Below are 25524 nucleotides of genomic sequence, written 5' to 3' on the forward strand. Positions count from 1 at the left end.
TGGACATGCTGCTTGAGATGGAGAAGATAACTAAGAAATACGGATCTCTGACGGCAAATCATGAGGTGGATTTCAACCTCCGCAAAGGAGAGATTCATGCCTTGGTTGGTGAGAATGGGGCAGGCAAGACAACGCTCATGCGAATTCTGTACGGCATGGAGCAGCCCACCTCAGGGGTTATTAAGGTAGACGGTGAAGAACGGCAGTTTGGGACTCCTGCTGATGCGATACAGAGCGGGATCGGTATGGTGCACCAGCATTTCATGCTGTTCCCGTCCTTCTCCATTGCGGAGAACATTGTGATTGGCCGGGAGCCGGGTACGGCAGGGAGGTTTGACCGCAAAGAGGCCGCCGAAGTGGTCAGAGAGCTGTCTCAGCAATATGGGATGCCTGTTGATCCTCTGATGAAAATCGGGGATTGTTCGCTTGGCGTACAGCAGCGCGTGGAAATTCTGAAGGTGCTGTATCAAGGGGCGGATATTATTGTATTAGATGAACCAACGGGCGTCCTGACGCCACTTGAAGTGAAGGAACTGCTTGCAGCGATCAAGGGACTTGCCGCAAAGGGCAAGAGCTTTATTCTGATCACCCATAAATTGCACGAAATCATGGACGTGGCGGACAGGATTACCGTCCTGCGCGATGGGAAAGTAACCGGTGTGCTGAATACGTCAGACACCAATGCGGAGGAGCTGTCCCGGCTGATGGTGGGCAGGGAGCTTGCTGAATTTAAGAAGCAGCCGTCCGTTCCAGGAGATGTCGTTCTGGATGTGGACCAGGTTACCCTGCAGGCGGGAAAAGGAAAACCTCTGCTGGATCAGATCTCTCTCCAAGTCCGTGCTGGAGAGATCGTAGGGGTCGCTGGCATTTCTGGTAATGGACAATCCGAATTAATTCAAGCCATTACCGGGCTTGCCAAGATTGATAAAGGAAGGGTCAGGCTTGCCGGGCAGGATGTGACAGAGTCCTCTGTGCGGGAGATCCGGAATCGGGGGCTTGCGCACATTCCGGAAGACCGGTATATGTGGGGGGCTGCAGGCGAAGCTTCCGTGTTCGAGAACGGGCTGATGGGTTATCAGCGCAAGCATCAGCGGTTTGGCTTTATCCAAGGCAAGCGCAGCCGGAAAATGGTTGCAGATTTCATTCGCACTTTCGGCGTGAAGACAAGCTCTCAGGAGACTAAGGCCCGTTACTTGTCGGGCGGGAATCTGCAGAAATTAATCGTAGCCCGTGAGCTTGGACATGGAACGCCTTTTGTGATTGCGGCGGAGCCAACCCGGGGAGTGGATATCGGTGCGATGGAGACGATTCACGGGGAGCTATTGCGAAGAAGGGAAGAACGGGGCGGTATTCTGCTGATTTCCTCAGAGCTCTCGGAGATTCTCAAGCTTTCTGACCGAATTGTTGTCATGTACGAAGGCCGCATTACAGGGGAGCTGCGGACCGAAGAAGCGACAGAAGAGAAGATCAGTTTATTGATGGCGGGGGGAGACATTCATGCACAATCTTAAGCAAAATGCCAAACAGCTGATCCATCCTCTGGTAGCCATTGTGCTCGGGCTTTTAGCGGGTGCCGCAGCGATCTTGGTAGTGGGAGGATCTGTGACTGAGACCTTCGCAGAAATGTGGAAGGGGGCTTTCGGTAATTTCTATTTCTTCACCAATACACTTGCCCGGTCAACTCCGATTATCCTTGTGGGGCTTGGCGTTGCGGTTGCGTTCAGAGCGGGGTTCCTCAATATGGGATCAGAAGGACAGATGCTGCTTGGCGCCTTGGCTGCCTCCCTGACAGCCATCTATATGCCAGGCCCTGTGTGGATCAAGATTCCTGTAATTTTTGCAGTGGGTATGATCGTAGGAGGGCTGTACTCGGCCTTTGCCAGCTGGCTGGATACCCGGTTCCGGATGAACCTGATCATTACCACGCTGCTACTTAACTATATTGCCCAGTATTTAACGGGCTACCTGGTGTCCTATCCTTTCAAGGATACAACAGGCTCGGCCGCGTTGGCACAGACTCAGATGGTGGACAAGAGCCTATGGCTCGACAAGCTGTTTAAGGGCATGAGCGTACATACCGGCTTCATTATCGCGATAGCTGCTACGCTGATCCTGTATGTCTTTATGAAGTATACCGTATCCGGTTATGAGATCCGTTCCCTGGGCAGCAATCCCCGCTTCGCCGCCTACGGCGGAGTTAAACGGGGCCGCTTGATGCTGTTCAGCATGCTTCTCAGCGGCGCATTTGCGGGTCTGGCGGGTACGGTGGAAGTGCTGGGCACCCAGTATCGTTTTCTGGATGGGGCACTTTCGGCGCCCAACTATGCTTTCACCGGAATTATGGCCGCGATGCTGGCCAGTTCTAATCCTATTGGAACAGCCTTGGCGGCGGTTCTTCTTGCTGCTCTTCAGACAGGCGGAATGGGTGTGGAGCGAAATACGGACGTCCCTCTGGAAATCTCCAGTGTCATACAGGCCGTGTTGATCCTGTTTGTTACGGCCCGTATCAGTTACAGCTTTATTAAGCGCAGGAAGGGGGGAGCAGCGAGTGGATCAGTTTCTTGATATTTCGTTATTTAATTCAACCATACGCATGGTGACGCCTATTTTGCTGGCGGCCTTGGGCGGGGCGTTGTGTGCACGCGTGGGCTTTTTCAATGTTGCTCTAGAGGGAATGATCCTGACCGGCGCATTTACGGCAATCGTAGGGAATCACTTCTTCGGGAACGTTTGGCTTGCCGTGCTGTTTGCTGCGGGTTGTGTAACTTTGTTCTCATGGCTGCTTGCTTTTATATCCCTTCATCTGAAGGCTAACGAAATTATTGTAGGGATTTCCTTCAATTTTCTGGCCGCAGGACTAACCACGTTTACACTAAGGGCGCTGTTTGATGTGAAGGGAGCCTATTATGACAAGAACATGACTGGCCTGCCTACCTGGAATATCCCCGGGGTTCAGGATATCCCGGTTCTTGGCGGAATTATCTCGGGCCATTCTCCGTTAGTGTACTTGGCTTTTCTGCTGGCTGCCGTGATGCAGTACTATTTGTTCAAGACCAAATCCGGCTTTCGTCTGCTGGCATCAGGTGAGAATCCCGTAGCGGCCCAGAGCCTTGGGATTAAGGTGAGAAGGATCCGGTATGGGGCCATTCTCGCAAGCGGGCTGTTGTGCGGCTTGGCTGGAGCCCAGCTCTCCCTCGGTCAGGTGACGATGTTCTCCGAAGGGATGACAGGTGGCCGTGGATTTATTGCACTCGTAGCGACCATGCTCGGACAGAACAATCCGCTTGGAGTGGCCGCATCCAGTCTGCTGTTTGGATTCATGGACGCGATAAGCATCCGGCTGCAAGGATTCTCGCTGCCTACTCATTTCACATTGATGCTGCCTTTTGTCGTGACCCTGATTGCTATGTTCTTCTTCAAGGATAAAAGTTACCTGCAGCACTCCAATAAAATTAATGGCAGGTCATAGGGAGGTTACTCATATGCACAACAAAGCGGAACGCCTGAAAAAAGTGAAGTCCCCCGCCAAGGCAGCGCCGGTCAGCCAAGAGCTTGCCCATCGGCTGCCGCCTGGCCAGGCATTAACAGACCGATTCCCGATTTTGCATGAAGGTGAAGTCCCTCATTATAATACTTCGACTTGGAAGCTGAGAGTATACGGTGAAATTGAAGAAGAGAGGACCTTCTCCTGGGAGGATATCCTGGCCCTGCCGGTGACTAAGGTTCGGTGTGATATCCATTGTGTTACCCGGTGGTCCAAATTTGATACCGAATGGGAAGGTGTGAAATTCTCCGATCTGGTCCGTGAGCTTGGTGTGAAGCCGGAGGCGGCGCATGTCATGATTCATGCGGATCATGATTATGACACCAACATCCCGGTTGCCGATTTGATGAGGGATGATGTTCTGCTGGCTTACCGGTATGATGGCAAGCCGCTGACCGAGAAGCATGGCTGGCCTCTGCGTCTGGTTGTGCCGCATCTGTATTTCTGGAAAAGTGCGAAATGGATTCAAGGCATTGAATTTATGAAAGAAGACCGACCTGGCTTCTGGGAGCGCAACGGGTTTCATAATACGGCTGATCCGTTCAAGGAGCAGCGGTTCTCCGGCGAATCGATCCCGATTCCGGAAGATGAATGGACACGAAAGGAGTTTGATTAAGATGGCCCTGCTGCCTATACTGCTAATTAACCCGGAGGATCTTCCGGAGCATGTGATTGTATGCGGAGATCCGCACCGCGCCAAGAAAATTTCGGAGAAGCTGGATAACGCGAAAGAGCTGGCGTTCGCCAGAGAATACCGAACATTTGTAGGCGAATATGATGGCGTTCGTCTCGGTGTTGTAAGTCATGGCGTAGGCTGCCCTGGAGCAGCGGTCTGCTTCGAAGAGCTGGCACAGGCTGGAGTCAAAACCCTGATTCGAGTAGGAACAGCTGGTTCCTTCAGTCAAAAGTTTCCGAAAGGAAGCTTGATCGTAAGCACAGCTGCCGTCCGTGAGGACGGATTGACCCGGCAGCTTGTTCCGTTGGCATTCCCGGCGGTATCCGACAGCACTGTGACGGATACGCTTTATGATACAGCCAAGGGATTAGGGGGAATCGTAGGCAAGGGAATTACGGCGACAATTGATGCCTTTTTCCCAGGAGTTCTGGAGCTGCCTACGGAAGTCTACAAGAGAGCCGGGGTTCTTGCGGTAGAAATGGAGATTTCAGCTCTGTTTGTTATTGCCTCTTTAAGAGGGATGAAGGCTGGAGCCATTGTGGCGCTTGATGGAAATGAAAGTGCGGAGCAGCAGCCATATAATCCTCATACCGACGAAGTGGCATTAGCCGTGGAGCGGGAGATCGATGCGGCTCTGATTACGCTTGCCAAGCTGGCACGGACTGAGGGTGGGCAGTAATTCTTTTGCCACTTGGGTAATGGTTAATATGAACAGGAAATGACTTACTGAAATAGGGCTCTGATTTCGAATGTTGCGGATCAGGGCTTTTTCAATCAACCGGGGACAGTAGGTAATCCGGGGCAGTCTGAAATAAAGATGAGCTTCAGCCGATATAAAAGCTGTAGATGACACAGCAGTGAAGGAGTGGGGTAGGAAATGAGACTTAAACGGGGATTATTTGCGGCATTGCTGGTGGCCGTAATGGTTCTAATCAACGTGGCCTCCACAAGCCCGGTGGAAGCAAAGGCTAAAAAAATGACGGTGAAGTATCCTTCCGGGGCGGTGTACTACGGAGAAACAAAGAACGGGAAGCCAAGCGGCCAGGGAACCATGACTTGGAGCAAGAACAAAGTTTACACAGGAAGCTGGGTGAACGGACGCAGATCAGGTTTTGGCAAGCTGACAGAGGTCAAGAAGGAGAACGGAATTCTCATTAAGCAGGAATACATAGGCAGCTGGGTGAATGACAAGAAAGAGGGTGAGGGCAGGCTCATCATGAAGAGCGCCAAAAACTCTAGGCTTTCCGAGAATGCTGTTCAGCAGGGGAAATTCAAGCAGGATGCACTGTTATCGGGCTTTGTTATAAGACACGGCGAATTCGATCCGCCTTACTACTTCGAGTATAAGGATGACAAAATGCTGCTACGGATACTGGGCGATCTGTCCGGGATCAAGCAGGTTGTGGACAAGCAGAACTTCTTCTCTTTTGAGTATAAGAAAGGGAAGATACACCGGCATGTGGGTGTTGGGGATGAGTATGATACCGTGGAATTCGGTAAATTTCTGAAGAGCATTAGCAAGGAAATTAAGCCGTATCTGGAGATGTTCCAGAAGCTCGGTGCACAGGTATAAAATCAGGTTAGACAGCAAGGAACACTTTCCGCCATTCCGGCGAGGGTGTTCCTTGTTTGTTAAGTTTGTAATGATCCAACCAGCACTTAAACTCATTTTAAAGATCAGCGTTGGTTGTCAACTCCCGCCTGACGCTCTCAAGATCACTTTATAAACTTCAATTGCGCGCATTCTAGACGACTTCAGGTCTACTATGGCATGAGGACGCGGCTGATGGATCTCTTTTGCTTTCAGAATGTATTTATTAAGAACTTCTTAACGCTTTCTTAACCTTTTGTTTGAGAACGCAATAGGGAATCATGTTATGATTATTTCAGACAAACTCAATGATAAGGGATGAAGAGTATGGAAAGACACATACTGATCGTCGATGACGATGACAAAATTGCAAAGCTGATTGAAATTTACCTGCTTAATGAAGGTTACGTTGTCTTTAAAGCGGAGAACGGCTATAAAGCGCTTGAAATTATGCAAAACGAGGTCATACATCTCGTGGTGCTTGATATTATGATGCCGGGTATGGATGGGATCGAGGTATGCCTTAAAATCCGCGAGACCAACATGACTCCTATCCTTATGCTTAGTGCTAAGGACGGAGATATGGATAAAATCACCGGTCTGATGACCGGAGCAGATGATTACATGGTGAAGCCGTTTAATCCACTGGAGCTTGTGGCGAGAGTGAAATCTCTGCTTCGGAGAGCGTTCTACAGCGCCCAACCTGCGATTACGGCAAGGGACCATCTGATCGAGCTGGGCTCTCTTCAAATTGATAAAGAGACCCATTCGGTTAAGGTGGATGACCGTACCGTCAAGCTCACCCCGATTGAATTCAGCATCCTCTTCCTACTTGCCAGCCAACCTGGGCGGGTATTCAGTTCAGAGGATATTTTTGAACTCATATGGAAAGACAAATACTTCGAGAACAATAATTCAGTGACCGTGCACATCAGCCGGCTCCGGGACAAGCTGGAGAAGGAAATGCACGGAGAAAAGCTGATTCGCACCGTATGGGGGGTTGGCTACAAAATTGAGATCTAGCTTAAGTTTTTTTAAGTGGTTCTTCTGGACCGTGGTGGTATCCGCAATCCTGTGCGGGCTCCTCTATGCACTGGTTAATTATTTATACTACAACAACGGGGCCCTTACATTGGGAAGGATTGTTCGCGGATTCTACTATGGAATCGGAAATCCGCAGATTTATTATGTTGCTTCCATTCCTGTGGTGGTGGTTACAGCCATTTATTTGTGGCGCAGGGAGAGCCGGCGGCAGGAGCAGCAGTATCTTACCTTATTGATCGAGGAGGTTCATGAGCTCGAAGAAGGCCAGCTTGACCGCAAAGTTACCGTCCGTTCAATTGGTAAGCTGGGTCAACTGGCGGCGGATATCAACCGGATGATGGAGCGGTTAAGAATCTCGCTTGAGGAGGAACGGCGTGCGGAGCAAACCAAGAATGAACTCATTACCAACGTATCCCACGATCTTCGCACACCGTTAACGACCATTACAGGTTACCTTGGGCTTATCGATCAGGATCGGTACCGGGATGAGGTGGAGCTCAGATATTATAACAATATGGCTTATGAAGAATCTTTGAGATTAAAGCAGCTGCTTGAGGACTTGTTCGAATATACCCGTCTGCGCAACCGGGAGATGACGCTGAACAAGACCCGGATTAATCTGGTGGAGATGCTGCATCAGATCACGGCTCAGTTCCAATGGCAGTTTAATGAGAGCGGAATGGAAGCAAGATTATCATTCGGGAGTCCCCAGATGATCGTTATTGCCGATGGAGATAAGCTGAGAAGGGTGTATGAGAATCTCATTTCCAATGCGATACGTTATGGGAATGACGGAATCTATCTGGACATTAAGGGCCGGATTGAAGGGGGCGAGGCCGTTATTGATGTCATTAATTACGGCGAACCTATCCCGGATGCCGATCTGCCGCGTGTGTTCGAGCGGTTCTACCGGGTGGAGAAATCCCGGGACAAGAATACGGGGGGCTCGGGGATTGGGCTTGCCATTGCCAAGCATATTGTGGATTTGCACCACGGGACGATCCGGGTGGAGAGTGACGAGGAGAGGACTGTATTTACTGTAAGAATTCAGCAGAGTGAATAAGAATAAACGAGAATGTTAAGTTTGTAAAACGAAAAAGCATGGTTCACCGTTGTTAGGGTGAACCATGCTTTTTTTGTTGGATTGCCGCTAAACGCCGCTTTTTGGGAATCGATACACTTTTAGAACTTTCTTAATATATTCTTAATATTTTCTTAGCTGGGCCGAAAGCTATAACCCTGATAATAAGGGTAACAAAAGGTTCGGGTTAAGGAGAGAGCACAATTGATAAACCGCAAAGTAGTGAGAGTCGGAGCAATTCTTATTCTTCTTTTGCTCATTATTGAAATCAGCTCAGGTAATCTGAAAACGCATGTTTCAACTTTAGTACACAAAGTCAATCAGCAATGGAACCATATATTCGGTCCTCCCCTGCAAGGGCTTGAGGGGGAAGGGCTGCTTCTAATGGATGAGGACACAGGGGACATCCTGTATGCCGAGAATGAGACCAAACGATTGTATCCGGCCAGCACAACTAAAATTCTAACGGCCCTGATCACCTTGGAGAAAGGAAATCCGGACGATCTGATTACAGTAGGAAAAGAAGCCCGGCTAAGAACACCGGACGAAAGCTCGGCAGGACTGGAGGAAGGCCAGAAGCTCAGATTGAAGGACCTGGTTGCGGCGATGCTGCTTCCTTCAGGCAACGATGCGGCCAGGACCGCCGCATCCTACATAACACGTATTGATTCAGGCCAGCAGATGTCACCCGAAGAAGCGGAGCAGTATTTTGCAGAACTAATGAACCAGAGGGCACGGAAAATAGGTGCGGATTCGTCTCATTTCGTCAACCCGCATGGACTGCACAACGCGAACCATTATTCAACCGCCAAGGATATGGCTCTGATTGCCAGAGAAGCCATGAGAAATGAGGTATTCAAGAGCATTGTGGCAGAGAAGCGTCATAAAGCGTCCGAATCCGCTGTCTCGTATATGAATCGCAACAAGCTTCTTCAGAGCGGAAGCGAGTATTATTTCCAAGGCGCGGATGGAATCAAGACCGGACATACGGATGAAGCAGGTTATTGTCTGGCAGCTTCGGCAACCAGGGGGGGCCAAAGGCTTATCAGTGTAGTCCTGCACTCCACAGCCGAAGGGGTATGGAAGGACTCTGGCAAGCTGCTTGAGTACGGATTTAGCCAAGTTAAGAAAGGGAAACTTAGACATCACGCATGATTTAAGCAAAAGGGGAGAGAACGATGGACTGTATTCAATTCGAGAAAATATATAGAGACTATAAGAAGGATGTTTACCGGTATCTGCTATACCTGGGCAAGAATCATCATTTGGCAGAGGACTTGATGCAGGAGACGTTTGCAAGAGCCTATGTTCATTTGAAACCGGAACACGCGGAAAGAGTAAGGCCCTGGCTGTTAAGAGTAGCCTACCGGGTATTCATTGACAAGATGCGCAAAGAGAGCCGTATTCAGTATTTTGATGCGGAATATTTCAATGATCTGCCCGAGGTGGAGACACCGGAGACGAGTTTTATCAAAAAAGAGAAACATGAAGCCGTATGTGAAATGCTGTGCTCTTTGACGGAAGTTCAGAGACAATCCGTTCTTCTCTATGACTTCAAAGGCTTCTCTTACCAGGAATCAGCCGACATGATGGGGATTGGATTATCGAGATTCAAAATCCTACTCTATCGTGCCCGGCAAAAACTTCGTAAAGAGCAGCATAATCAGAGTGTATTTCAGAGTCTATATTCGGATGCAATCTAAAGATTTCGCATGTTCTTCTTAACGTGTATAATTTAATGAACCAAGCTAAGTTGATTTATATAGTTGAGAGGAGGATATGGGTGAATCAGCAATTTGAAATTGTGTCCGTGAATACCGGCAAGGTACAGCCGCTCATGAACCACTCTAAGCCTGCGAACTCGGCAATTGTCAAGCAGCCGACGAAGGAAGAACTGTTCTTGTCCGAGCTGAATTTACAGGGGGATGAACAGGCGGATCTGGTCTTTCATGGGGGAGTGGACAAAGCGCTTTGTGTGTATTCCTTTGACCATTACCCATTCTGGGAGAAGGAATTCGATATTGATCTGCCGCTCGGGGCCTTCGGTGAGAACTTAACTGTCAAAGGTCTGACTGAGGAGCAGGTATGCATCGGAGATACCTTCCAGTGGGGGGAGGCTGTGGTGCAGGTTAGCCAGCCGCGAAGACCCTGTTATAAGATTTCAGCCAGATATAATATTCCCCAGTTTACTCTTAAGGTGACAAACACGGGGTATACCGGATTCTATCTTCGTGTTTTGAAACAGGGGATGGTATCGGCAGGAGAAGCTTTGGTGCGGCTACAGCGTCATGATGCCGGGATTACCATTGCAGAGGTTAACCGCATTACGCTGCATGACAAGTTTGATCTTGAAGGAGCTAAGCGGCTGGTGGATCTCGAGATTCTGGCAGATTCGTGGCGTGATTCCTTGGCCAAGCGGCTCAAAGATTAAAATTCCAGCTTTGTTGTGGTATCTATGGGACGCGTGCTAACCTGGATACAGAAATCATTAATTTCCTACATAAATGATTAAGGGGACTGTCCCTTGAGCCATTTGCGGCTTAGGGACAGCCCCCTTAATTTTGTTATGAGATAATACCATGCGGGATGTTATTTACAAAGTTTCATTGGTTTCAGTCTCCTGTTAATTGGCTGAAGGCTGCTGCTTGGCATCGTTCGCTCCCGGAGTGGACTCTGCAGCATCCGGCTGGGGATTATCTTGCCCGGATACGTTGTCCGCTGGCTTCGTATACGGCTTGACCACAATCACATTGGCGGTAAAGGTATGACCTAGATACACCGCGGTAATTTGAGTCACGCCTTTGCTTACGCCCACCAGGCTTCCATCCGGCTTAATGGTGACTACTTTTGGATTCTTGGAAGTATATACTGTATCTGAGGTCACATTGGAGATCTTGCCATTCTTATCCTTGAACAGCGCTACGGTCTCGAATTCCTCACCTACAAGCAGGGAGTAATCCTCAGAATCCAGGAAGAAAGTGCCTTCAGGAGTGCCGGGGTCTGGAGTGCCCGGCTTGACAACGACCTGGACGCTGTTTAAGCCCTGAACCGGAATTTGCCCAGTTGGAGTCTTAATTACAGCAGAATCAAGTTTAACCTGGTAATCACCCGCCACAGGCGATTGGAAGCTCAAAGCTGCCAGTTGGCCCGTTCCAGTAAAGGTGCCCTTATTTAAAGTTACAGAGTAGTTGAGCTGCTTCCCACCAGCTGGCGTATTCACAATCTCCTGCTTGACGACAGCATCCTGTACATCCGGGAATGTGGCAGGGTCCAGCTTGACCTCGCCCAGCTTCAGATTATCCGGATAAATTACGCTGAAGGAAGCCGCATTGGCGCTTGCGTTAGTTGAAAATTTGATTCCAACGTTGAAGCTGGTATTTGTCTTCACTTCCTGGACTGCAGGGTCTGCGTACACGGTAGCCGGCTGCTGCTGTTCTTGCTTGACGATTTCAAATGGTGTCAAGAGACCGTTTGAAGCAGCATCGTAGGCATAGACTTCATAGGTGTTGTTGCCACCTTCATAGACAGGCACCTCCACGCTGAAGCGTCCGTCATCCCCGATAACTCCATCGTATTGATTATAGTGGCCTTCCGGATCGGTGGCCAGGACGGCCACGCCGATGACTTCCGAATATTTCACATTCGGCAGCACATCGAGCAGAGTATCACCGAGAATTTGCCCAGAGATCGTTCCTGTCTTGCCATCATCGTGGATGACCAGCCCCGGCTTGTTCACAGCGGCTTTTGGAGCTTCCCGGTCAACGACAAACGGGGAGCTTTGCTTTTCCAAACGGGAATTTGAATCATGGATCACAGGAGTCAGCCAGTACAAGCCGTCCCGCAGCGTCTTTTCCTTGCCTTGGGCGGTGACCTTGGCATCCCAATCTATGATTTTATAGGTATCAGGGTTATGGACGGGCTTCTCATGAAGGCCGTTATAAAGAATCCCCTGATCGCCTTCTTTATCACTGCGGACGATGAGGTCGAAGTCCTTGACCGGGAACGTAACGTCAAAGGAAACATCCGTTGCGTCTGCCAGATAATCCCCATTTGGTGAGAAAATGTCGTTAGAGAAACCTATATTTGTGATTTCGTCAACCTTGTAGGACTCGCCTACATATACACTTGCCGGAAGACGCAGAGTATGACCATCACCTTGCTTCACCAGAAGTACTTGTCCTTCGAATTGGCCTTCCGGTGTTCCTTTCGGAATATCCAGCTTCACGGTGAAGGTGGTCTGATTCTGGCCGGGCTGTAAAGTAACCTGCTGCTTAGCCGACACAAGGGTAGGTGCATTATTGCCTTGCCCGTTCCATTTCACCTGCACATCATATGTTTGTTTGGTTCCGGCAATGTTCTTCAGTGTAATCTCCTTGGTTACGGACACACCTGCTGCCCGCTGTCCGAAAGACAGACTGCCGGTCTGATAATCCCGGGTGGACGAGCCCTGCAGATCAATAGGGAGCGTTTCTTTAACGGAAGCGATGGCTTCAGCAGAGAGAGCATTAGCCAGGTCTATTCGTCCAGCCCCTTGAAGCTGAACAGGGTATGGCGTGCCTGAACGATCGTGGATCTGTACGGCATTGTTCGTCAACAGGGCCTTGATCTGTTCAGGATCAAGATGCTTCTCTTTGCGTTCGGACTTGGAGCGTTCGATCAAGAGTGCAGCGGCGCCGGCAACATGCGGGGAAGCCATGCTGGTGCCTTGTAAGGATTCATAAGCTTTGCTGTAATCGCCGTTCCAGGAAGGCACGGAAGAAGTAATAGCTACGCCTGGTGCAGTGATATCCGGCTTAATGGTATAATCCGGCAGGGCAGGTCCCCGTGAGCTGAAATCGGCAAGCAGATCCTGTTCTCTGACGGAGCCGATGTGGACACGATAGCCTGATTTCGAAGCCTTTTCTTTCAGCTTCAATCCATCTGCTTGAATGATCGTATAAGTTGGCACATATTCACCAGGATTGCCTAGTGTGGCTTGGATCTCGCCAGGGACATTATTGTATATAATGAGACCGGCCGCACCTGCGGCTTTGGCATTGACCGCCTTATCATGGAACGAGATTTCACCGCGGGACACAAGCGCGATTTTGCCTTTGACATCAATCCCGTCATAATCCGATGGCTTGCCAAGGCCCGCGGAAACAACCTCCCAGCCTTCTTTGGTATCCGTAAGCTCTGGCGAATAAGTGGTAAGGTAGGCGTACAGATCGCTCAATTCATCGGACTTGAAGATTGGAGTATCCAAAGGCGGTGTAGAAGCGCCAACGGAAATCGCCAGCTGCGAGCCGCCAGGGCTGCCTACAGTTGCGTCTCCGGGTCCGTCATTGCCGTTGGCCACGGCAACTTCGACACCTGCTTTGACCGCATTATCAAGAGCGATTGTATCCGCTGTATATTGGTTGTTATAGTCTGAGCCTAGCGACAGGTTCAGCACATCGTTGCCGTCTGCCACAGCTTCTTCCACAGCAGCAATGACATTCTCACTTGTTCCGCTGCCGTAAGGTCCGAGCACCCGGTAGACATACAGATCCGCTTCAGGAGCCACACCCCTAGCCCAGCCTTCCTTGCCGCTTGGGTCCGAAGGATTCCCGCGGCCCACAATAGTGCCGGCAACATGGGTTCCGTGCTGGGTTTCATAAGGTTTGCCGTCCCTTGGAGGCTTCGTAGGGTCCGGTTTGGTTTCAAACGGGTCCTTGTCATTGTCAACGAAGTCATATCCGCCTTTATAGGCTCCTTTAATGCTCGGGTGATTATAATCGATACCTGTGTCTATGACGGCGACTTTAACGCCTTTGCCTTTGTAACCCGCATCCCACCAGACGGGAGCTCCCGTGTGGGGAACACTGTTATCAAGAAGTGGTCCCACTTCTCCGGTTGATTCATCCGGAAGTGCGTGATATTCCAGATTCGGATATACCGCCTTGACGCCAGGAAGCTTGAGCAGGCTATCCACCTGATTGCCAGGGAGTTGAACGGAGTACCCGTTGAATGCTTTGGAATATTCACGTTTGATCGTCAGATTGCGGTACGCCTGGGCGGCGGTCTTGAACTTGTTATGTTCCACCCGAACCCGGCTGGCATGATCGGTGAGACTGGCTCCAGGGGACTGCTTCTCATAGACCTTAATCGGTTCGTTCTCCAATTGAACGATGACCGTCGTCAGGCTGCTGCTGTCACTGGAGGGCACAAAATTGCGGGGAGCAAGGTCTGAGGCTTCAGCTGCCTTAAGAGAGGCCTCCACCTTCGACTGCGGCAGATTCAGTTTAGGATTAAGCCTGGAATGTACTTTGGATTCGGATTTGAGCTGAGGCTTTTGTTCAGGTGCCGCGAGAGCCGCACCAGGGGAAGCCAAGCCAAGAATGAGCGATGCGCTAAGAATTCCGACTAACCATTGCTGACGTGAATGGGATTTCAATGGGTTTCCTCCTTCTTGAATTGAATTCTTTTAAAATTTACAAGGCAGACATACGGCCAGGTATAACGCTGAATGAAGGGCACAGATTTTCTCTGGAGAGCTTATCCGCGTACGCTGGACAAGGAAGAAATCTGGGCATATTTCGCGGGTGCCTGGTATATGAATGGCTAGTTAAGATATAAAGAGTTTACATATTTTTGACAGAAACCGAATCCTACTGGTTAACTATGTTATTTATGGAAGCAGATAAGGGGAGAATTTAAGATTTATGCTCAGAAGAAGTCGAATACTCGGACTCTCTGGCTCGAAACGGCGGGCTCAACCTACCAAAGTCCCTTTTTTATACGAACTTGGTTGGACACTTTTCTTGCAGCTTTGAATAGGGAATTTAGGGGGGAGGTATCATTTTAAACTAGATTCATAGTTCCACAGGACCTTGGCAAGGGTCCATTGAAATAAGGGCGGAGAGCAAAAAAATTTACCAAAGGTAAATAAACAGGTGTCCGCTTAAACAAAATTAGACAGGAACTCTATAGATATTTCAGTTTGTTAGAGGTATGATAAATGATACAACTTTTAGGGAGGGATATTGTATGGTACCGCAGCGCGTCACCCTAGTGACTTTGGGAGCATTATCCATGCCGGAGCTCAGAGCCTTCTACCGTTCACTCGGCTGGGAAGAAACGCCGGCAAGCAATGATCAGATCAGTGTGTTTACTACTGCGGGAGTCCTATTGTCCCTAATTCCGCAGGAAGAATTGATACGAGATGCCGGGCTTGAGGCTGCTGCGCAGACAGAGCCAGGACGGAGCTTCGGAGGTATGGTTCTCGCCATTCATGTCGAAGAGCCAGAAGAAGTTGATCAGGTGATGGAACAAGCCGCGAATGCAGGAGCCAAGGTTCTGCGCAGTCCCCATGAAGCGTCCTGGGGCGGCCGAACCGCGTATTTTGCCGATCCGGAGAATCATGTGTGGGAGGTTTCTTGGAACCCTTCAGCCCTCTTTGACGAAAGCGGTGCCATGATCTCAATTTAACCCTATTTAAAAATGAGTAGAACGTCTGCCAAAACTGGTACTTTGGGGACGTTCTTTTTTTGTGTGTAATCGTATGAAATGAGATGTATAAATATCCCACCTCAATTTCGGACCATTTAAAGTCGTTGTCTTTTAAATGCCTGCCCCCTACTATGGGGGTTAGAAAGACCAGCTCAGCCGACTTTAAGATCAGATGAGGTGATTGGTAGTGAGAACAGTACCCGAATTGGAGAAGCGCTTAAGCGAACCGTCTGCTGAATTGGCCGCAGATCTGGCCCGGTTGGATGGAGATATTCTCGTGCTTGGTGTTGGCGGTAAAATGGGACCCAGTCTGGCGAAGTTAGCCAAGCGGGGAGCCGAAGCTGCCGGGGTGAAGAAGAGAATCATTGGAGTGTCCAGATTTTCTTCAGGACCTCTTCAACAGGAATTGGAACAGGCAGGAATTGAGACTTTGCAGGCGGATCTGCTCAATGACAAAGCTCTGAATGCGCTTCCAGATGTGCCTAATGTTATTTATATGGCGGGGAACAAATTTGGAACTACGGGAAAAGAATATTTCACCTGGGCCATGAATGCTTATCTGCCCGGCCGGGTGGCTGAGAAGTACCGCAATTCGAGAATCGTATCTTTCTCCTCAGGGAATGTCTACCCCCTTACCCCTATATCTCTTGGAGGGGCATCTGAGGAGCATCCGGCGGGGCCAATAGGCGAATATGCGCAGTCCTGCTTGGGCCGGGAAAGGGTGTTTGAATACTTCTCCAGGGAGAACGGCACACCGGTAGTGAATTTCCGGCTGAACTATGCAATTGATCTGCGTTATGGAATTCTGCTGGAAGTCGCAAGCGCGGTGAATGAAGGCCGCCCTGTGGATTTGAATATGGGTCAGGTGAATGTAATTTGGCAGGGGGATGCCAATGAAATGGCGATCCGTTCCTTGCTGATCAGTGATTCTCCTGCAGTTACTCTTAATGTAACCGGTCCTGAAACCGTTTCCATTCGTTGGCTTGCGGAGAGATTCGGGGAAGGGCTCGGGAAGACACCTGTCTTTACGGGTGTAGAGAAAGATACCGCTCTGCTGAGCAATGCGTCCAAAGCGCATAAATTATTCGGATATCCAAGGGTTTCCCTGCGGCAGATGATTGAGTGGACGCTTGAATGGGTGGAGCATGGCGGCGAGACGCTAGGCAAGCCGACCCACTTCCAGGAAAGATCAGGTGCATTCTGATGGCTGGCGTGCGTGAACTCGAATCGTCTGTACACCGCCTGCTGCATCGGGGAACCGCAATTCCCGCCCACCCGCTGGCCTTGAATGCGGACCTGAAGCTGGATGAACGCAGACAGCGGGCCTTGACCCGGTATTATTTGGGCTCGGGGGCAGGTGGAATCGCGGTTGCCGTGCATACGACCCAGTTCGAAATCCGCGATCCATCCGTTGGGCTGCTGGAGACCGTGCTGCGGCTTGCAGCAGACGAGGTTGAGGCTGCGCGGCTGAACCGTCCGCTGATCAAGGTGGCCGGAATCTGCGGCCCGACTGACCAGGCGCTGAAGGAAGCGGAGCTTGCAGCCAAATACAATTATGACTTAGGGCTGGTAAGCACTGGGGGTCTTCAGGATTACAGTGAAAGTGAGCTGCTGAGGAGAGCCGAGGCTATCGCTGATATCATTCCGGTGTTTGGCTTTTACCTGCAGCCGGCTGTTGGAGGAAGGCCGCTAAGTTATTCCTTCTGGAGAGAGCTTGCGGAGATTCCTGGGGTTCAGGGAATCAAAATGGCTCCTTTCAACCGATACCAGACGCTGGATGTGGTCAGGGCCGTCATGTCATCCAGCCGCAAAGATGAGATCGCCCTCTATACGGGGAACGATGATAATATCGTTGCGGATTTGCTGACTACCTTCCGCTTCACGGAAGACGGGACGGTGTATGAGAAGAAGATCGTCGGCGGTCTGCTCGGACATTGGGCGGTATGGACCAAGACCGCGGTTGAACTATTGGAAGAGATTATCCAGCTGCGCGAGAGCGGAGCGGATATTCCGGCAGAGCTGCTGACCCGGGGAGCACAGATTACGGATGTGAATGCGGCTTTGTTCGACCCCTCCCATGGATTTCATGGCTGTATCCCGGGAATTCATGAAGTTCTGCGAAGACAGGGGCTTCTGGAAGGCCGATGGTGCCTGAACCCAGAGGAAGAGCTCTCGCCAGGACAAATGGAGGAGATTGACCGGGTGTACCGGCAGTACCCTGATCTTAACGACGATGCTTTCGTCAAGGGGCATCTGAAGGAATGGCTTGGCGATGAAATTTAAATCGGTGTTTGATATTATCGGCCCCGCCATGATTGGCCCATCCAGTTCACATACCGCCGGGGCGGCGCGGATTGGGCGAATGGCCCGTCTGTTGTTTGGCCGCCCGCCCGCCAGAGCGGAGTTCATACTGTACGGCTCGTTCGCTGGAACATATAAAGGCCACGGAACTGATGTGGCCCTCGCGGGCGGGGTCCAGCTGTTCGACACCTTTGATCCGCGAATCAAAGATGCGCTCATTCTGGCCAAGGACACGGACCTGGATATTGTCATTACGGCTGAAGAAGATCCGGAGGAGCATCCCAACACTGCCCGGGTGATCCTGGAGGATGATCAAGGCAGCTTGGAGATTAAAGGCATCTCGATCGGCGGCGGTAAAATCGAGATTAAGGAAGCCGGCGGGTTCGAGGTTAATCTTACGGGGGACAGCTGGACCTTGCTGGTGTTCCATGAAGATCACTTTGGCATGATAGCCTCCGTGGCTCAGGTGCTGGCCGATCACCAGATCAACATCGGGCGCATGCAGATGTCCCGCAAGGGCAAAGGCCAGGAAGCCTTGTTAATGATTGAGACCGACCAGCCTATGGATGATCTGATCGGGCAGCAGGTGGCCCAGTTCCCCCATGTCGCTGGGGCTCGGATCATTCCTCCCCTATAAACTTGCTGAAAGGAGCTGCGGAGTATGAACTTCAAGTCGATTGAACAGCTGGTCCAGCTCGCCGAGCAGGGGGGAATCCCGATCTCCGAGGTGATGATCCGGGAAGAAATGGGCGCTTCTGAGCTTACCCGTGAGCTGGTCATCGGCAAAATGCTGGAGCATCTGGATACAATGGAACAGGCGGCTCAGAGGGGAATCACCGAGGATGTCCGCTCACGCAGCGGGTTGACCGGAGGAGAGGGCAAGAAGCTCTCCGCTTATGCCGCTGCTGGACAGAGCATTTCCGGCTCGCGGGTGCTGAATGTGGTCAGCCGGGCTATTGCCACCAATGAGGTGAACGCCGCCATGGGCACGATTGTGGCTACTCCGACGGCGGGAGCCTGCGGGGTGATCCCCGGCTGCCTCTTCGGGCTGGCCTCAGAACTTGGCGCGACCCGGGAGGCGATGGTCCGCTTCCTGTTCACGGCGGGCGCCATCGGCTTCGTGATTGCGAACCAATCGTTCATCTCGGGAGCGGCCGGCGGATGTCAGGCCGAGGTTGGCTCCGCATCGGCCATGGCTGCGGCCGCTATTGTGGAAATGGCCGGCGGAACTCCCCGCCAGGCCGCCGCCGCCGCTGCCATCGCGCTGAAGAATACGCTCGGCCTTGTCTGTGACCCGGTTGCAGGCCTCGTTGAGGTTCCCTGTGTGATGCGCAATGCGATGGGAGCCGCCAATGCGATGGTGGCGGCCGACCTGGCGCTGGCAGGAGTTCACAGTGTGATCCCGGCGGATGAGGTCGTCGCGGCGATGTACCGGGTCGGCCAGGCGATGCCGGGTACCCTGAAGGAGACCGCCATGGGCGGGCTTGCGGACACCCCGACCGGAAGAGCAATCAAGCAGCAGTTATTTGGCGGCAGCAATCCGCTGGATTCATCGACTGAGAGAGAGGAGGGCTGACCATTCGTGCATAAGGATCTTGAAGAGGGAGGGCTTGCTCTGCCTCGATACTACTGGTCAGAGCAGGATCATGACTTTTTGGTTGCCGCCAGTCTGAGAGACTGGCCGGATGAGGTGGCGGAGCTGCTGCGGCGTGCCGATCTAGCCGTGGATCAGACGTTTATTTTTACCCACCGCTGGGATATGGAGCGTTGTACGGAGCCCGTGCATTTTGAAGGGGAGATCAATTGGAATTACAGGCACCATGATGATCTGGAATGGCTGGTGATGCTGAACCGGGCCAGATATATGGGTGAGCTGGGTCAGGCGTACCTCCTGACCAAGGAAGATAAATATGCGGAAGGTTATATTCGCATTATGAAGGATTGGATCCGGCAGAATCCACTTACGCTGGAGGAGCTGGAAGCCAGCGAATCCCGTTTCTTCAATGTAAAAGACACCTGGAGAAAGCTGGACAGCGGAATCCGTATCACCCACTGGCTCAAAGGGTATTTCTGTATCCGCAGCTCTTCCTTATGGGGGGAAGAGGAAGAGGCTTTGTTCCGGTCTGCCGTACACCTTCACGGCGTATACCTGAACCGGGCATATACCTCCCATGACAGGCAGAGCAACTGGGGCTACCTGGAGACCAACGGTCTCTTCCAGCTGGCGCTTTTGTTTCCGGAATTTGAGGAGTCGGCGGTGTGGCGTGAAACAGCGGTCAGACGGCTTCATGAGATGGCCGAGATTCAGGTGTTCAGCGACGGCATGCATAATGAGCAGTGCACGATGTATCATCATGAGGTCCTTCACTGTATCTTCGAATCAGTATGGTTGGCTGAGCTGAACGACTACACTCTGCCGGACCGCCTGAGCTCGACGCTGGACCGGATGTATACGGCTACACTCGCCTTTGTACAGCCGGACGGTCATCAGCCGATGCTTGGCGACAGCGATGGCACCGATGTGCGGGATGTGCTGAGCCGGGGAGCCTGCCTGCTTGGACGGGGCGACCTCAAGAGCCAGGCATATCAGCATCTTGATCTTGATGGGATTTGGTATTTTGGAGAGACCGGTTATCAGCGGTATGAAGAGCTGAATCCAGTTGATCCAGCATTCTGCTCGGTGTGGCTTCAGGACAGTGGCTATGCGTTCATGCGCAGCGACTGGTCCAGGGATGCGAGGTACCTGCTGTTTGATGCCGGCCATATGGATGTGATCCGGGCCCACGGCCATGACGATCTGCTGCATTTCAGTCTATCGGCTTACGGCCAGCAGTTCCTCATAGATCCGGGCAGATGCACATATATGGAGAATGAGGATCGGAGGTATTTCAAAGAATCGCTGCAGCACAACACGATTTCCGTGGATGGCAGGACCATTTCCGAGTATGTGGACTCATGGAGATGGAAGCACGAAGCCCAGCCGCTCGGCGCAATCTGGCGCAGCAGTGATGCCTTTGATTATGCGGAGGCCGGACATGACGGTTATTGGCGGCTTGACCAGCCGGTTCAGATTAAACGGCAGATTGTGTTCGTCAAGCCGAATTACTGGGTGATCGTGGATACCCTCCGGTCGCACGGGGGTCACGAGTACGAATTGCCACTGCATTTTGCTGAAGGTTTAACGCTTACCCAGCTCAGAGAGTCGGGGGAGATTAGCGCTTCCGCCGATCTGAATGGAGCCTGCGCCAGTCCTGTCCTGCGGGTTATCCCGCTGACTCCGGTGAACCTTAGCATCGAGTCATCATGGGTATCACGGAATTATAACGAGAAGACGCCGGCCGTGAAGGCAGTTCTGGGGCAATACGGTCAAGGCACCACCCGGTTTATTACCTTGTTCTACCCGGAAAGGCCGGATGAACAGACGGATCTTGAAGCCCGGCTTGTCCAGTGTGCGGACAGCTATGGGCGTACGGTTGGAGAGGAGGATGCGTCGGTAATTGAAATTAAACACGGGAATAGGGTGGATACACTTTTACTCTCCCATCAGGGACCTAAAGGATTTCAGTTTGCCGGGGTTCACCTCACAGGGGAAGTGCTTGCCGCACGGCAGTATGATGGCCAATTGCCGGAGAGCTGGGTGCTTAAGGTGTAGGAAGCAAGGGGAATTTCGCTCACGTGAATAGATGCGGTGGAATCAACATTAGAAGGTGGAATGAACCTTAGAGTTTACCGATCTCAGCGGAGAGGACGAGTGATTCTGAAGAAGAGAAGCGTCGCCCTTGTCTCCGAAATGCTCCATTGGATATTTACTCCAAGGATTTTGGAGACAACAGTGGTCGTAAGAAACACTGGGTATCGCAGCACCCGAGAAGTATAACTTTCATAAGTTCCTTCTATATAGAAGAGAACTTCAGAAGTTGCGGTGGGAAGATTCTACACAAATGTGGGCTGCAGGTGGTCATCGTGAGGAGACGAGGGGACGAAGACTTCCTCTCTCTTTTCCTCTAAGATTTGGAAGCGCTTCATTCTCAGCATGTCCCATTTTACACGCTGCTGTCAGGGATCTCAATTCTCGTTAAAGATCGGTTCCCAGCATATTAGCGTACAAAAATTTTAGGCTTGGCACAGCTTCATTACGGTCTGATTATGGACCTCGACCCATAAATATGAATTAAAGCAAGTTTAGCGTCGTGGATAAAAGTAATTAACAAAAAAAGTTTGGAATTACTTTTATTTATAAATTTATTAAGGGGGCTTACCATGAAACATCTGACTTACAAACGCGGTGTTCTCATCCTTGCGGTACTCATGTTATCATCCATGATCTTGTCAGCTTGCTCTGGTGGAGGCGATAAGAAAGGCGCCTCTGGGGATCAGGTGGAACTCAGACTAGGGTATTATTCTTCAGCACAGACCGATGCCAAGATGCAGGAGCTCGTTAAGAAATTCCAGGATTCCCATCCCAATATCAAAGTCAAGACGGAGTCCTCTCCTTACGGGCAGTTCTTTCAGAAACTTGATACACAGATTGCTGCCGGTAATGCACCCGATGTCTGGCTGTCAGATGGGGTACTTGTCCCTAAATATGCGGAGCGCGGCGCGCTTAAGGACCTGACCGAGCTTATTGGCAAGGATTTGAAGCATGATGATTACTACGGACTCGATTTCAATAAAGACGCTGCGGGCAAATATTGGGGAGTGCCGCAAGGGATTCAAATCGGAGTTCTCTATTATAACAAAGACATGTTTGACGCAGCCAAGGTCACTTATCCAACCACAGACTGGACTTGGGATGATCTTAAAGCTGCAGCTGAGAAGCTGACGCTGGACGCAGCGGGAAAACCTGCGACAGATCCGCAATTTGACGGTAAAAAGGTAGCCCAGTACGGCTTGACCTTCTTCAGTATCACTGAAGGCTGGATGCCGGTGCTCAAATCGTTCGGTGGCGGGGTTCTTGATCCGACCCTGACCAAGTCAGTGATCAACTCACCAGAGAACAAGAAGGCCCTGGACTGGATTGTTGACGGAATGAAGCGTCATCTGCTCCCGACTCCGGCCGATCTCAAGAGCTTCCAGAGCAATATGGCACCGTTCCCGAGCAAAGCGGCAGCGATGCGAATCGGTATCTATGCGAGAACACTCGATGCGAACAACGCCGGTCTTAACTATGATGTGACGCTCCTGCCTAAAGGTCCTGAAGGGAAGCGTTTCTCCCCGGTTATCGCGAACAGCTGGGTGATCAATAAGAAAGCAGAAGGCAAGCTGGGAGATGCAGCCTGGGAATGGGTGAAATACTGGGCTACGGAAGATGAGGCTCAGAAGGAATGGGCTTCTCTGGGTGAAGCCGTGCCGGTGAAGAAATCCGTTGCGAATTCCGAGCAGTTCCTGAACGGCAAGCCGGCCAACAAGAAGGCATTCCTGGACAGCTTTGAATTTGCGGGCACACTGGACGTTAATGCGGTATGGAGTGAATGGGTAGGCAAATTCAATGACAATATCAACCGGGCCTTCCAAGGTGAAGTCCCTCCAGACCAAGCTCTGTCCTCAGCGGATAAAGATGTGCAGCAGGTGCTCGACGAATTCTATAAGAAGAAATGATGAATCCGTAATATCCCGGGTACCCGGCGGTCCTGTCACAAGCATCTGACAGGGCTGCCCGTATCCATTTAGGCATATGGAGGGATCTGCATCATCATCAAGCATGAACACCAAGTTATATAAGATGAACTTTAGAATTAACCGATCTCAGCTTCGATCCCGAGTGATCCTGAAGAAGCGTAGCGTCCGTCTTTGTCCCGAAATGCTCTACAGGATAGCTAGTTCAAGCATTTCCGAGACAACAGGGGACGTAAGAAAAATCGGCATCGCAGCGCTTCTAAAGGGTAACCTTCATAAGTTCATTTTATATAACCAAAGACCCTACCACTCCATTAGGTGTCCGGCGGGTACAGAATCAGCCGGTATATCCTTAAGAAAGTGAGAGAATGTGATGGAAAATACAGAACTTGCGCCTACCCCAGGCAAACCGGGTGTCCGCGCACGCAGAAAGAAGCTGAGTAACGACGGCAAATGGGGACTTCTGATGGTTGCCCCCTACCTGATTCACTTTATCGTGTTTGTTCTGGGATCGCTGCTGGCTTCCTTGTATTTCAGCTTCTCGGACTACGATATTCTTAACCCGCCAAAATGGACGGGACTCGATAATTATACGAAGCTGTTCAATGAACCTATCTTCTGGAAGTCGCTGGGCAACACGCTCTATTTCGCGGTGCTTTTTGTTCCTCTGCAGACCATTCTGGCGCTGATTCTAGCCACCGCGCTTAACCAGAAGCTCAAGGGTCTTAAACTGTTCAGGCTGGCTCACTTTCTTCCGGTTATTTCTTCCTGGGCCGTTATCTTGTATGTGTCGGATACGTTCTTCAATACACGGTTTGGTCTGGCGAATGATTTGCTGACCCGGATGGGTCTGAGCCCGCAGACATGGCTACAGGATCCGCATCTGGTTATCCCGCTGCTTGTGCTGATTGCGGTGTGGAAAGGGATCGGCTACATTATGGTTATTTTCCTGGCTGGCTTGCAGAATGTGCCTTCCGATGTGTACGAGGCCGCGGAGATAGATGGGGCAGGTACGCTGAAGAAGTTCTTCCACATTACCGTCCCGCTGATTTCAGGCACCACCTTCCTGGTCATTGTGCTCAGCACCATCTCCACCTTCCAGGCATTTGAGCAGATCTATGTGATGACGGGTGGTGCTCAGGATGCGACGGCGGCCGGGGGACCTAACAATTCTAGTCTTGTGCTCATGATCTACCTGTACCGTGAGGGATTCTCCTTCCTGCGGATGGGATATGCTTCTGCGATTGCCTGGGTGCTGTTCGTGATTCTGTTTGTTCTAACGATCATACAGGTCACCCTGCAGAAGAAGTGGGTGCATTATGAATAAGCGCTTGACTACAGATGATGCAAGGAGGAGATTCCTCAAATGACTCAATCCAAGGTGCGCAAGACTGTCAGTTATCTTGTCATGACGATCAGCTCGCTAGTCATGTTTCTGCCCTTCCTGTCTACGGTGTTCAATTCATTGAAAACGTATGCCCAATTCACCTCGGTGCCTCCCAAATGGTTTCCTAACCCGGTCCAGTGGAGCAATTACAGTGAGGTATGGAAGCTTGGGCCGTTCGCGCAATATATCTCAAATAGCGCCATCGTTACCGTATTGTCCGTAATTGGGGGACTCATTTCCTGTTCCATGGTGGCCTACGCGTTCGCCCGGATTCAGTTCCCGTTCCGGAATACCTTGTTCATGGTTGTGCTGGGAACGATGATGATTCCGTCGGTAGTGCTGATCATCCCGCAATTCGTTATTTTCAAATCCATGGCGATGCTGGATACCCTTACTCCACTATGGCTGCTGGAATGGCTGGCACAACCTTTTGGCATCTTTCTGATGCGTCAGGCGTTCCTGGCGATCCCCAAGGATTATGAGGAATCCGCCAAGCTTGATGGCTGCAATCCGTTCCAGATTTACTGGAGAATCTTTATTCCCATGTGCAAGCCGACTTTTGCCACACTTGCGGTCTTCACATTCATGACCAAATGGAATGAGATTCTGTCACCGGCGATCTTCCTGACCTCCAAGGAGAACTTTACTCTTCCAATCGGGATTCTGTCTTTGGGGGGTCAATACAGCGGGGGTGAGCAGTACGTGGTTGCCGCTGCGCTGCTTAGTCTGATACCGATCCTGCTGGTGTTTCTGTTCGCGGAGAAGTATTTTGTGCAGGGCAGCAACTCTGCGGGAATTAAATAGGGGGGACGAT

21 protein-coding genes are annotated in these 25524 nt (G+C 51.1%); 20 read left to right on the top strand and 1 reads right to left on the bottom strand.

Going from position 1 to position 25524, the window contains the following annotated elements:
- The first annotated feature begins 5 nt into the window (after positions 1-5).
- The 11 genes from KJS63_RS09400 to KJS63_RS09450 all read left to right on the top strand — a co-directional run bounded on the left by KJS63_RS09400 (position 6) and on the right by KJS63_RS09450 (position 10367).
- Complete coding sequence (locus tag KJS63_RS09400; protein WP_213618959.1) at positions 6-1511, top strand: ABC transporter ATP-binding protein; 1506 nt, start codon at positions 6-8, stop codon at positions 1509-1511.
- A complete protein-coding gene (locus tag KJS63_RS09405; protein WP_068619040.1) occupies positions 1498-2565 on the top strand; it encodes an ABC transporter permease in 1068 nt (355 codons plus the stop codon). Before KJS63_RS09400 ends, KJS63_RS09405 begins: the two co-directional genes overlap by 14 nt.
- Before the next feature lie 28 nt (positions 2566-2593).
- Positions 2594-3469: an ABC transporter permease gene (locus KJS63_RS09410; protein ID WP_213618960.1), complete on the top strand. Its 876-nt coding sequence runs from the start codon at positions 2594-2596 to the stop codon at positions 3467-3469.
- Between the two features lie 13 nt (positions 3470-3482).
- Entirely contained in the window at positions 3483-4160 is a 678-nt protein-coding gene (locus KJS63_RS09415; RefSeq protein ID WP_213618844.1) for a sulfite oxidase-like oxidoreductase, read from the top strand.
- Position 4161: 1 nt separating this feature from the next.
- Complete coding sequence (locus tag KJS63_RS09420; RefSeq protein WP_213618845.1) at positions 4162-4899, top strand: nucleoside phosphorylase; 738 nt, start codon at positions 4162-4164, stop codon at positions 4897-4899.
- Positions 4900-5097: 198 nt separating this feature from the next.
- Complete coding sequence (locus KJS63_RS09425) at positions 5098-5793, top strand: MORN repeat-containing protein (protein WP_213618846.1); 696 nt, start codon at positions 5098-5100, stop codon at positions 5791-5793.
- Positions 5794-6138: 345 nt separating this feature from the next.
- On the top strand, positions 6139-6834 hold the full coding sequence (locus KJS63_RS09430; RefSeq protein WP_213618847.1) for a response regulator transcription factor: 696 nt from the start codon (positions 6139-6141) through the stop codon (positions 6832-6834).
- Positions 6824-7918 (top strand): sensor histidine kinase, encoded by a 1095-nt coding sequence (locus KJS63_RS09435; RefSeq protein ID WP_213618848.1) that lies wholly within the window; start codon positions 6824-6826, stop codon positions 7916-7918. Before KJS63_RS09430 ends, KJS63_RS09435 begins: the two co-directional genes overlap by 11 nt.
- A 222-nt stretch (positions 7919-8140) precedes the next feature.
- The gene (locus tag KJS63_RS09440) at positions 8141-9091 is read left to right on the top strand and encodes a D-alanyl-D-alanine carboxypeptidase family protein (protein WP_213618849.1); all 951 of its coding nucleotides are present in this window, start codon (positions 8141-8143) and stop codon (positions 9089-9091) included.
- Between the two features lie 23 nt (positions 9092-9114).
- Positions 9115-9639, top strand: coding sequence for a sigma-70 family RNA polymerase sigma factor (locus tag KJS63_RS09445; RefSeq protein ID WP_213618850.1), 525 nt, complete (start codon positions 9115-9117; stop codon positions 9637-9639).
- A gap of 80 nt (positions 9640-9719) precedes the next feature.
- On the top strand, positions 9720-10367 hold the full coding sequence (locus KJS63_RS09450; protein ID WP_244862547.1) for an MOSC domain-containing protein: 648 nt from the start codon (positions 9720-9722) through the stop codon (positions 10365-10367).
- A 192-nt stretch (positions 10368-10559) separates the two neighbouring features.
- Here KJS63_RS09450 and KJS63_RS09455 read toward each other — a convergent pair whose 3' ends face one another.
- On the bottom strand, positions 10560-14351 hold the full coding sequence (locus KJS63_RS09455) for a S8 family serine peptidase (protein WP_213618852.1): 3792 nt from the start codon (positions 14349-14351) through the stop codon (positions 10560-10562).
- A gap of 593 nt (positions 14352-14944) precedes the next feature.
- Between KJS63_RS09455 and KJS63_RS09460 the strand changes: the two genes are divergently transcribed.
- The 9 genes from KJS63_RS09460 to KJS63_RS09500 all read left to right on the top strand — a co-directional run bounded on the left by KJS63_RS09460 (position 14945) and on the right by KJS63_RS09500 (position 25514).
- A complete protein-coding gene (locus KJS63_RS09460) occupies positions 14945-15385 on the top strand; it encodes a VOC family protein (RefSeq protein WP_213618853.1) in 441 nt (146 codons plus the stop codon).
- A gap of 208 nt (positions 15386-15593) precedes the next feature.
- Positions 15594-16610 carry an NAD-dependent epimerase/dehydratase family protein gene (locus tag KJS63_RS09465; protein WP_213618854.1) on the top strand — a complete coding sequence of 339 codons (1017 nt, stop codon included), beginning with the start codon at positions 15594-15596 and terminating at the stop codon, positions 16608-16610.
- Entirely contained in the window at positions 16610-17689 is a 1080-nt protein-coding gene (locus tag KJS63_RS09470) for a dihydrodipicolinate synthase family protein (protein ID WP_213618855.1), read from the top strand. The genes KJS63_RS09465 and KJS63_RS09470 overlap by 1 nt, the downstream gene beginning before the upstream one ends.
- Positions 17679-18344 carry an L-serine ammonia-lyase, iron-sulfur-dependent subunit beta gene (gene sdaAB / locus KJS63_RS09475; protein ID WP_213618856.1) on the top strand — a complete coding sequence of 222 codons (666 nt, stop codon included), beginning with the start codon at positions 17679-17681 and terminating at the stop codon, positions 18342-18344. The genes KJS63_RS09470 and sdaAB overlap by 11 nt, the downstream gene beginning before the upstream one ends.
- A gap of 24 nt (positions 18345-18368) precedes the next feature.
- On the top strand, positions 18369-19283 hold the full coding sequence (gene sdaAA / locus KJS63_RS09480; RefSeq protein WP_213618857.1) for an L-serine ammonia-lyase, iron-sulfur-dependent, subunit alpha: 915 nt from the start codon (positions 18369-18371) through the stop codon (positions 19281-19283).
- Positions 19284-19289: 6 nt separating this feature from the next.
- Positions 19290-21359 carry an alginate lyase family protein gene (locus KJS63_RS09485; RefSeq protein WP_244862548.1) on the top strand — a complete coding sequence of 690 codons (2070 nt, stop codon included), beginning with the start codon at positions 19290-19292 and terminating at the stop codon, positions 21357-21359.
- Between the two features lie 617 nt (positions 21360-21976).
- Complete coding sequence (locus KJS63_RS09490; protein ID WP_374706276.1) at positions 21977-23305, top strand: ABC transporter substrate-binding protein; 1329 nt, start codon at positions 21977-21979, stop codon at positions 23303-23305.
- A gap of 391 nt (positions 23306-23696) precedes the next feature.
- Positions 23697-24650, top strand: a complete 954-nt coding sequence (locus KJS63_RS09495) for a carbohydrate ABC transporter permease (protein WP_213618859.1) — start codon at positions 23697-23699, stop codon at positions 24648-24650.
- A gap of 39 nt (positions 24651-24689) precedes the next feature.
- Positions 24690-25514, top strand: a complete 825-nt coding sequence (locus tag KJS63_RS09500; protein WP_213618860.1) for a carbohydrate ABC transporter permease — start codon at positions 24690-24692, stop codon at positions 25512-25514.
- Positions 25515-25524: the final 10 nt, after the last annotated feature.

The organism is Paenibacillus sp. J22TS3, assembly GCF_018403205.1.
GTDB lineage: Bacteria > Bacillota > Bacilli > Paenibacillales > Paenibacillaceae > Fontibacillus > Fontibacillus tuaregi.

Excerpts from the sequence above, each read along its gene's own strand:
- KJS63_RS09400 (WP_213618959.1), top strand. The coding sequence starts at position 6 with ATGCTGCTTGAGATGGAGAAGATAACTAAGAAATACGGATCTCTGACG.
- KJS63_RS09405 (WP_068619040.1), top strand. The coding sequence starts at position 1,498 with ATGCACAATCTTAAGCAAAATGCCAAACAGCTGATCCATCCTCTGGTA.
- KJS63_RS09410 (WP_213618960.1), top strand. The coding sequence starts at position 2,594 with ATGGTGACGCCTATTTTGCTGGCGGCCTTGGGCGGGGCGTTGTGTGCA.
- KJS63_RS09415 (WP_213618844.1), top strand. The coding sequence starts at position 3,483 with ATGCACAACAAAGCGGAACGCCTGAAAAAAGTGAAGTCCCCCGCCAAG.
- KJS63_RS09420 (WP_213618845.1), top strand. The coding sequence starts at position 4,162 with ATGGCCCTGCTGCCTATACTGCTAATTAACCCGGAGGATCTTCCGGAG.
- KJS63_RS09425 (WP_213618846.1), top strand. The coding sequence starts at position 5,098 with ATGAGACTTAAACGGGGATTATTTGCGGCATTGCTGGTGGCCGTAATG.
- KJS63_RS09430 (WP_213618847.1), top strand. The coding sequence starts at position 6,139 with ATGGAAAGACACATACTGATCGTCGATGACGATGACAAAATTGCAAAG.
- KJS63_RS09445 (WP_213618850.1), top strand. The coding sequence starts at position 9,115 with ATGGACTGTATTCAATTCGAGAAAATATATAGAGACTATAAGAAGGAT.
- KJS63_RS09460 (WP_213618853.1), top strand. The coding sequence starts at position 14,945 with ATGGTACCGCAGCGCGTCACCCTAGTGACTTTGGGAGCATTATCCATG.
- KJS63_RS09470 (WP_213618855.1), top strand. The coding sequence starts at position 16,610 with ATGGCTGGCGTGCGTGAACTCGAATCGTCTGTACACCGCCTGCTGCAT.
- sdaAB (WP_213618856.1), top strand. The coding sequence starts at position 17,679 with ATGAAATTTAAATCGGTGTTTGATATTATCGGCCCCGCCATGATTGGC.
- sdaAA (WP_213618857.1), top strand. The coding sequence starts at position 18,369 with ATGAACTTCAAGTCGATTGAACAGCTGGTCCAGCTCGCCGAGCAGGGG.
- KJS63_RS09495 (WP_213618859.1), top strand. The coding sequence starts at position 23,697 with ATGGAAAATACAGAACTTGCGCCTACCCCAGGCAAACCGGGTGTCCGC.
- KJS63_RS09500 (WP_213618860.1), top strand. The coding sequence starts at position 24,690 with ATGACTCAATCCAAGGTGCGCAAGACTGTCAGTTATCTTGTCATGACG.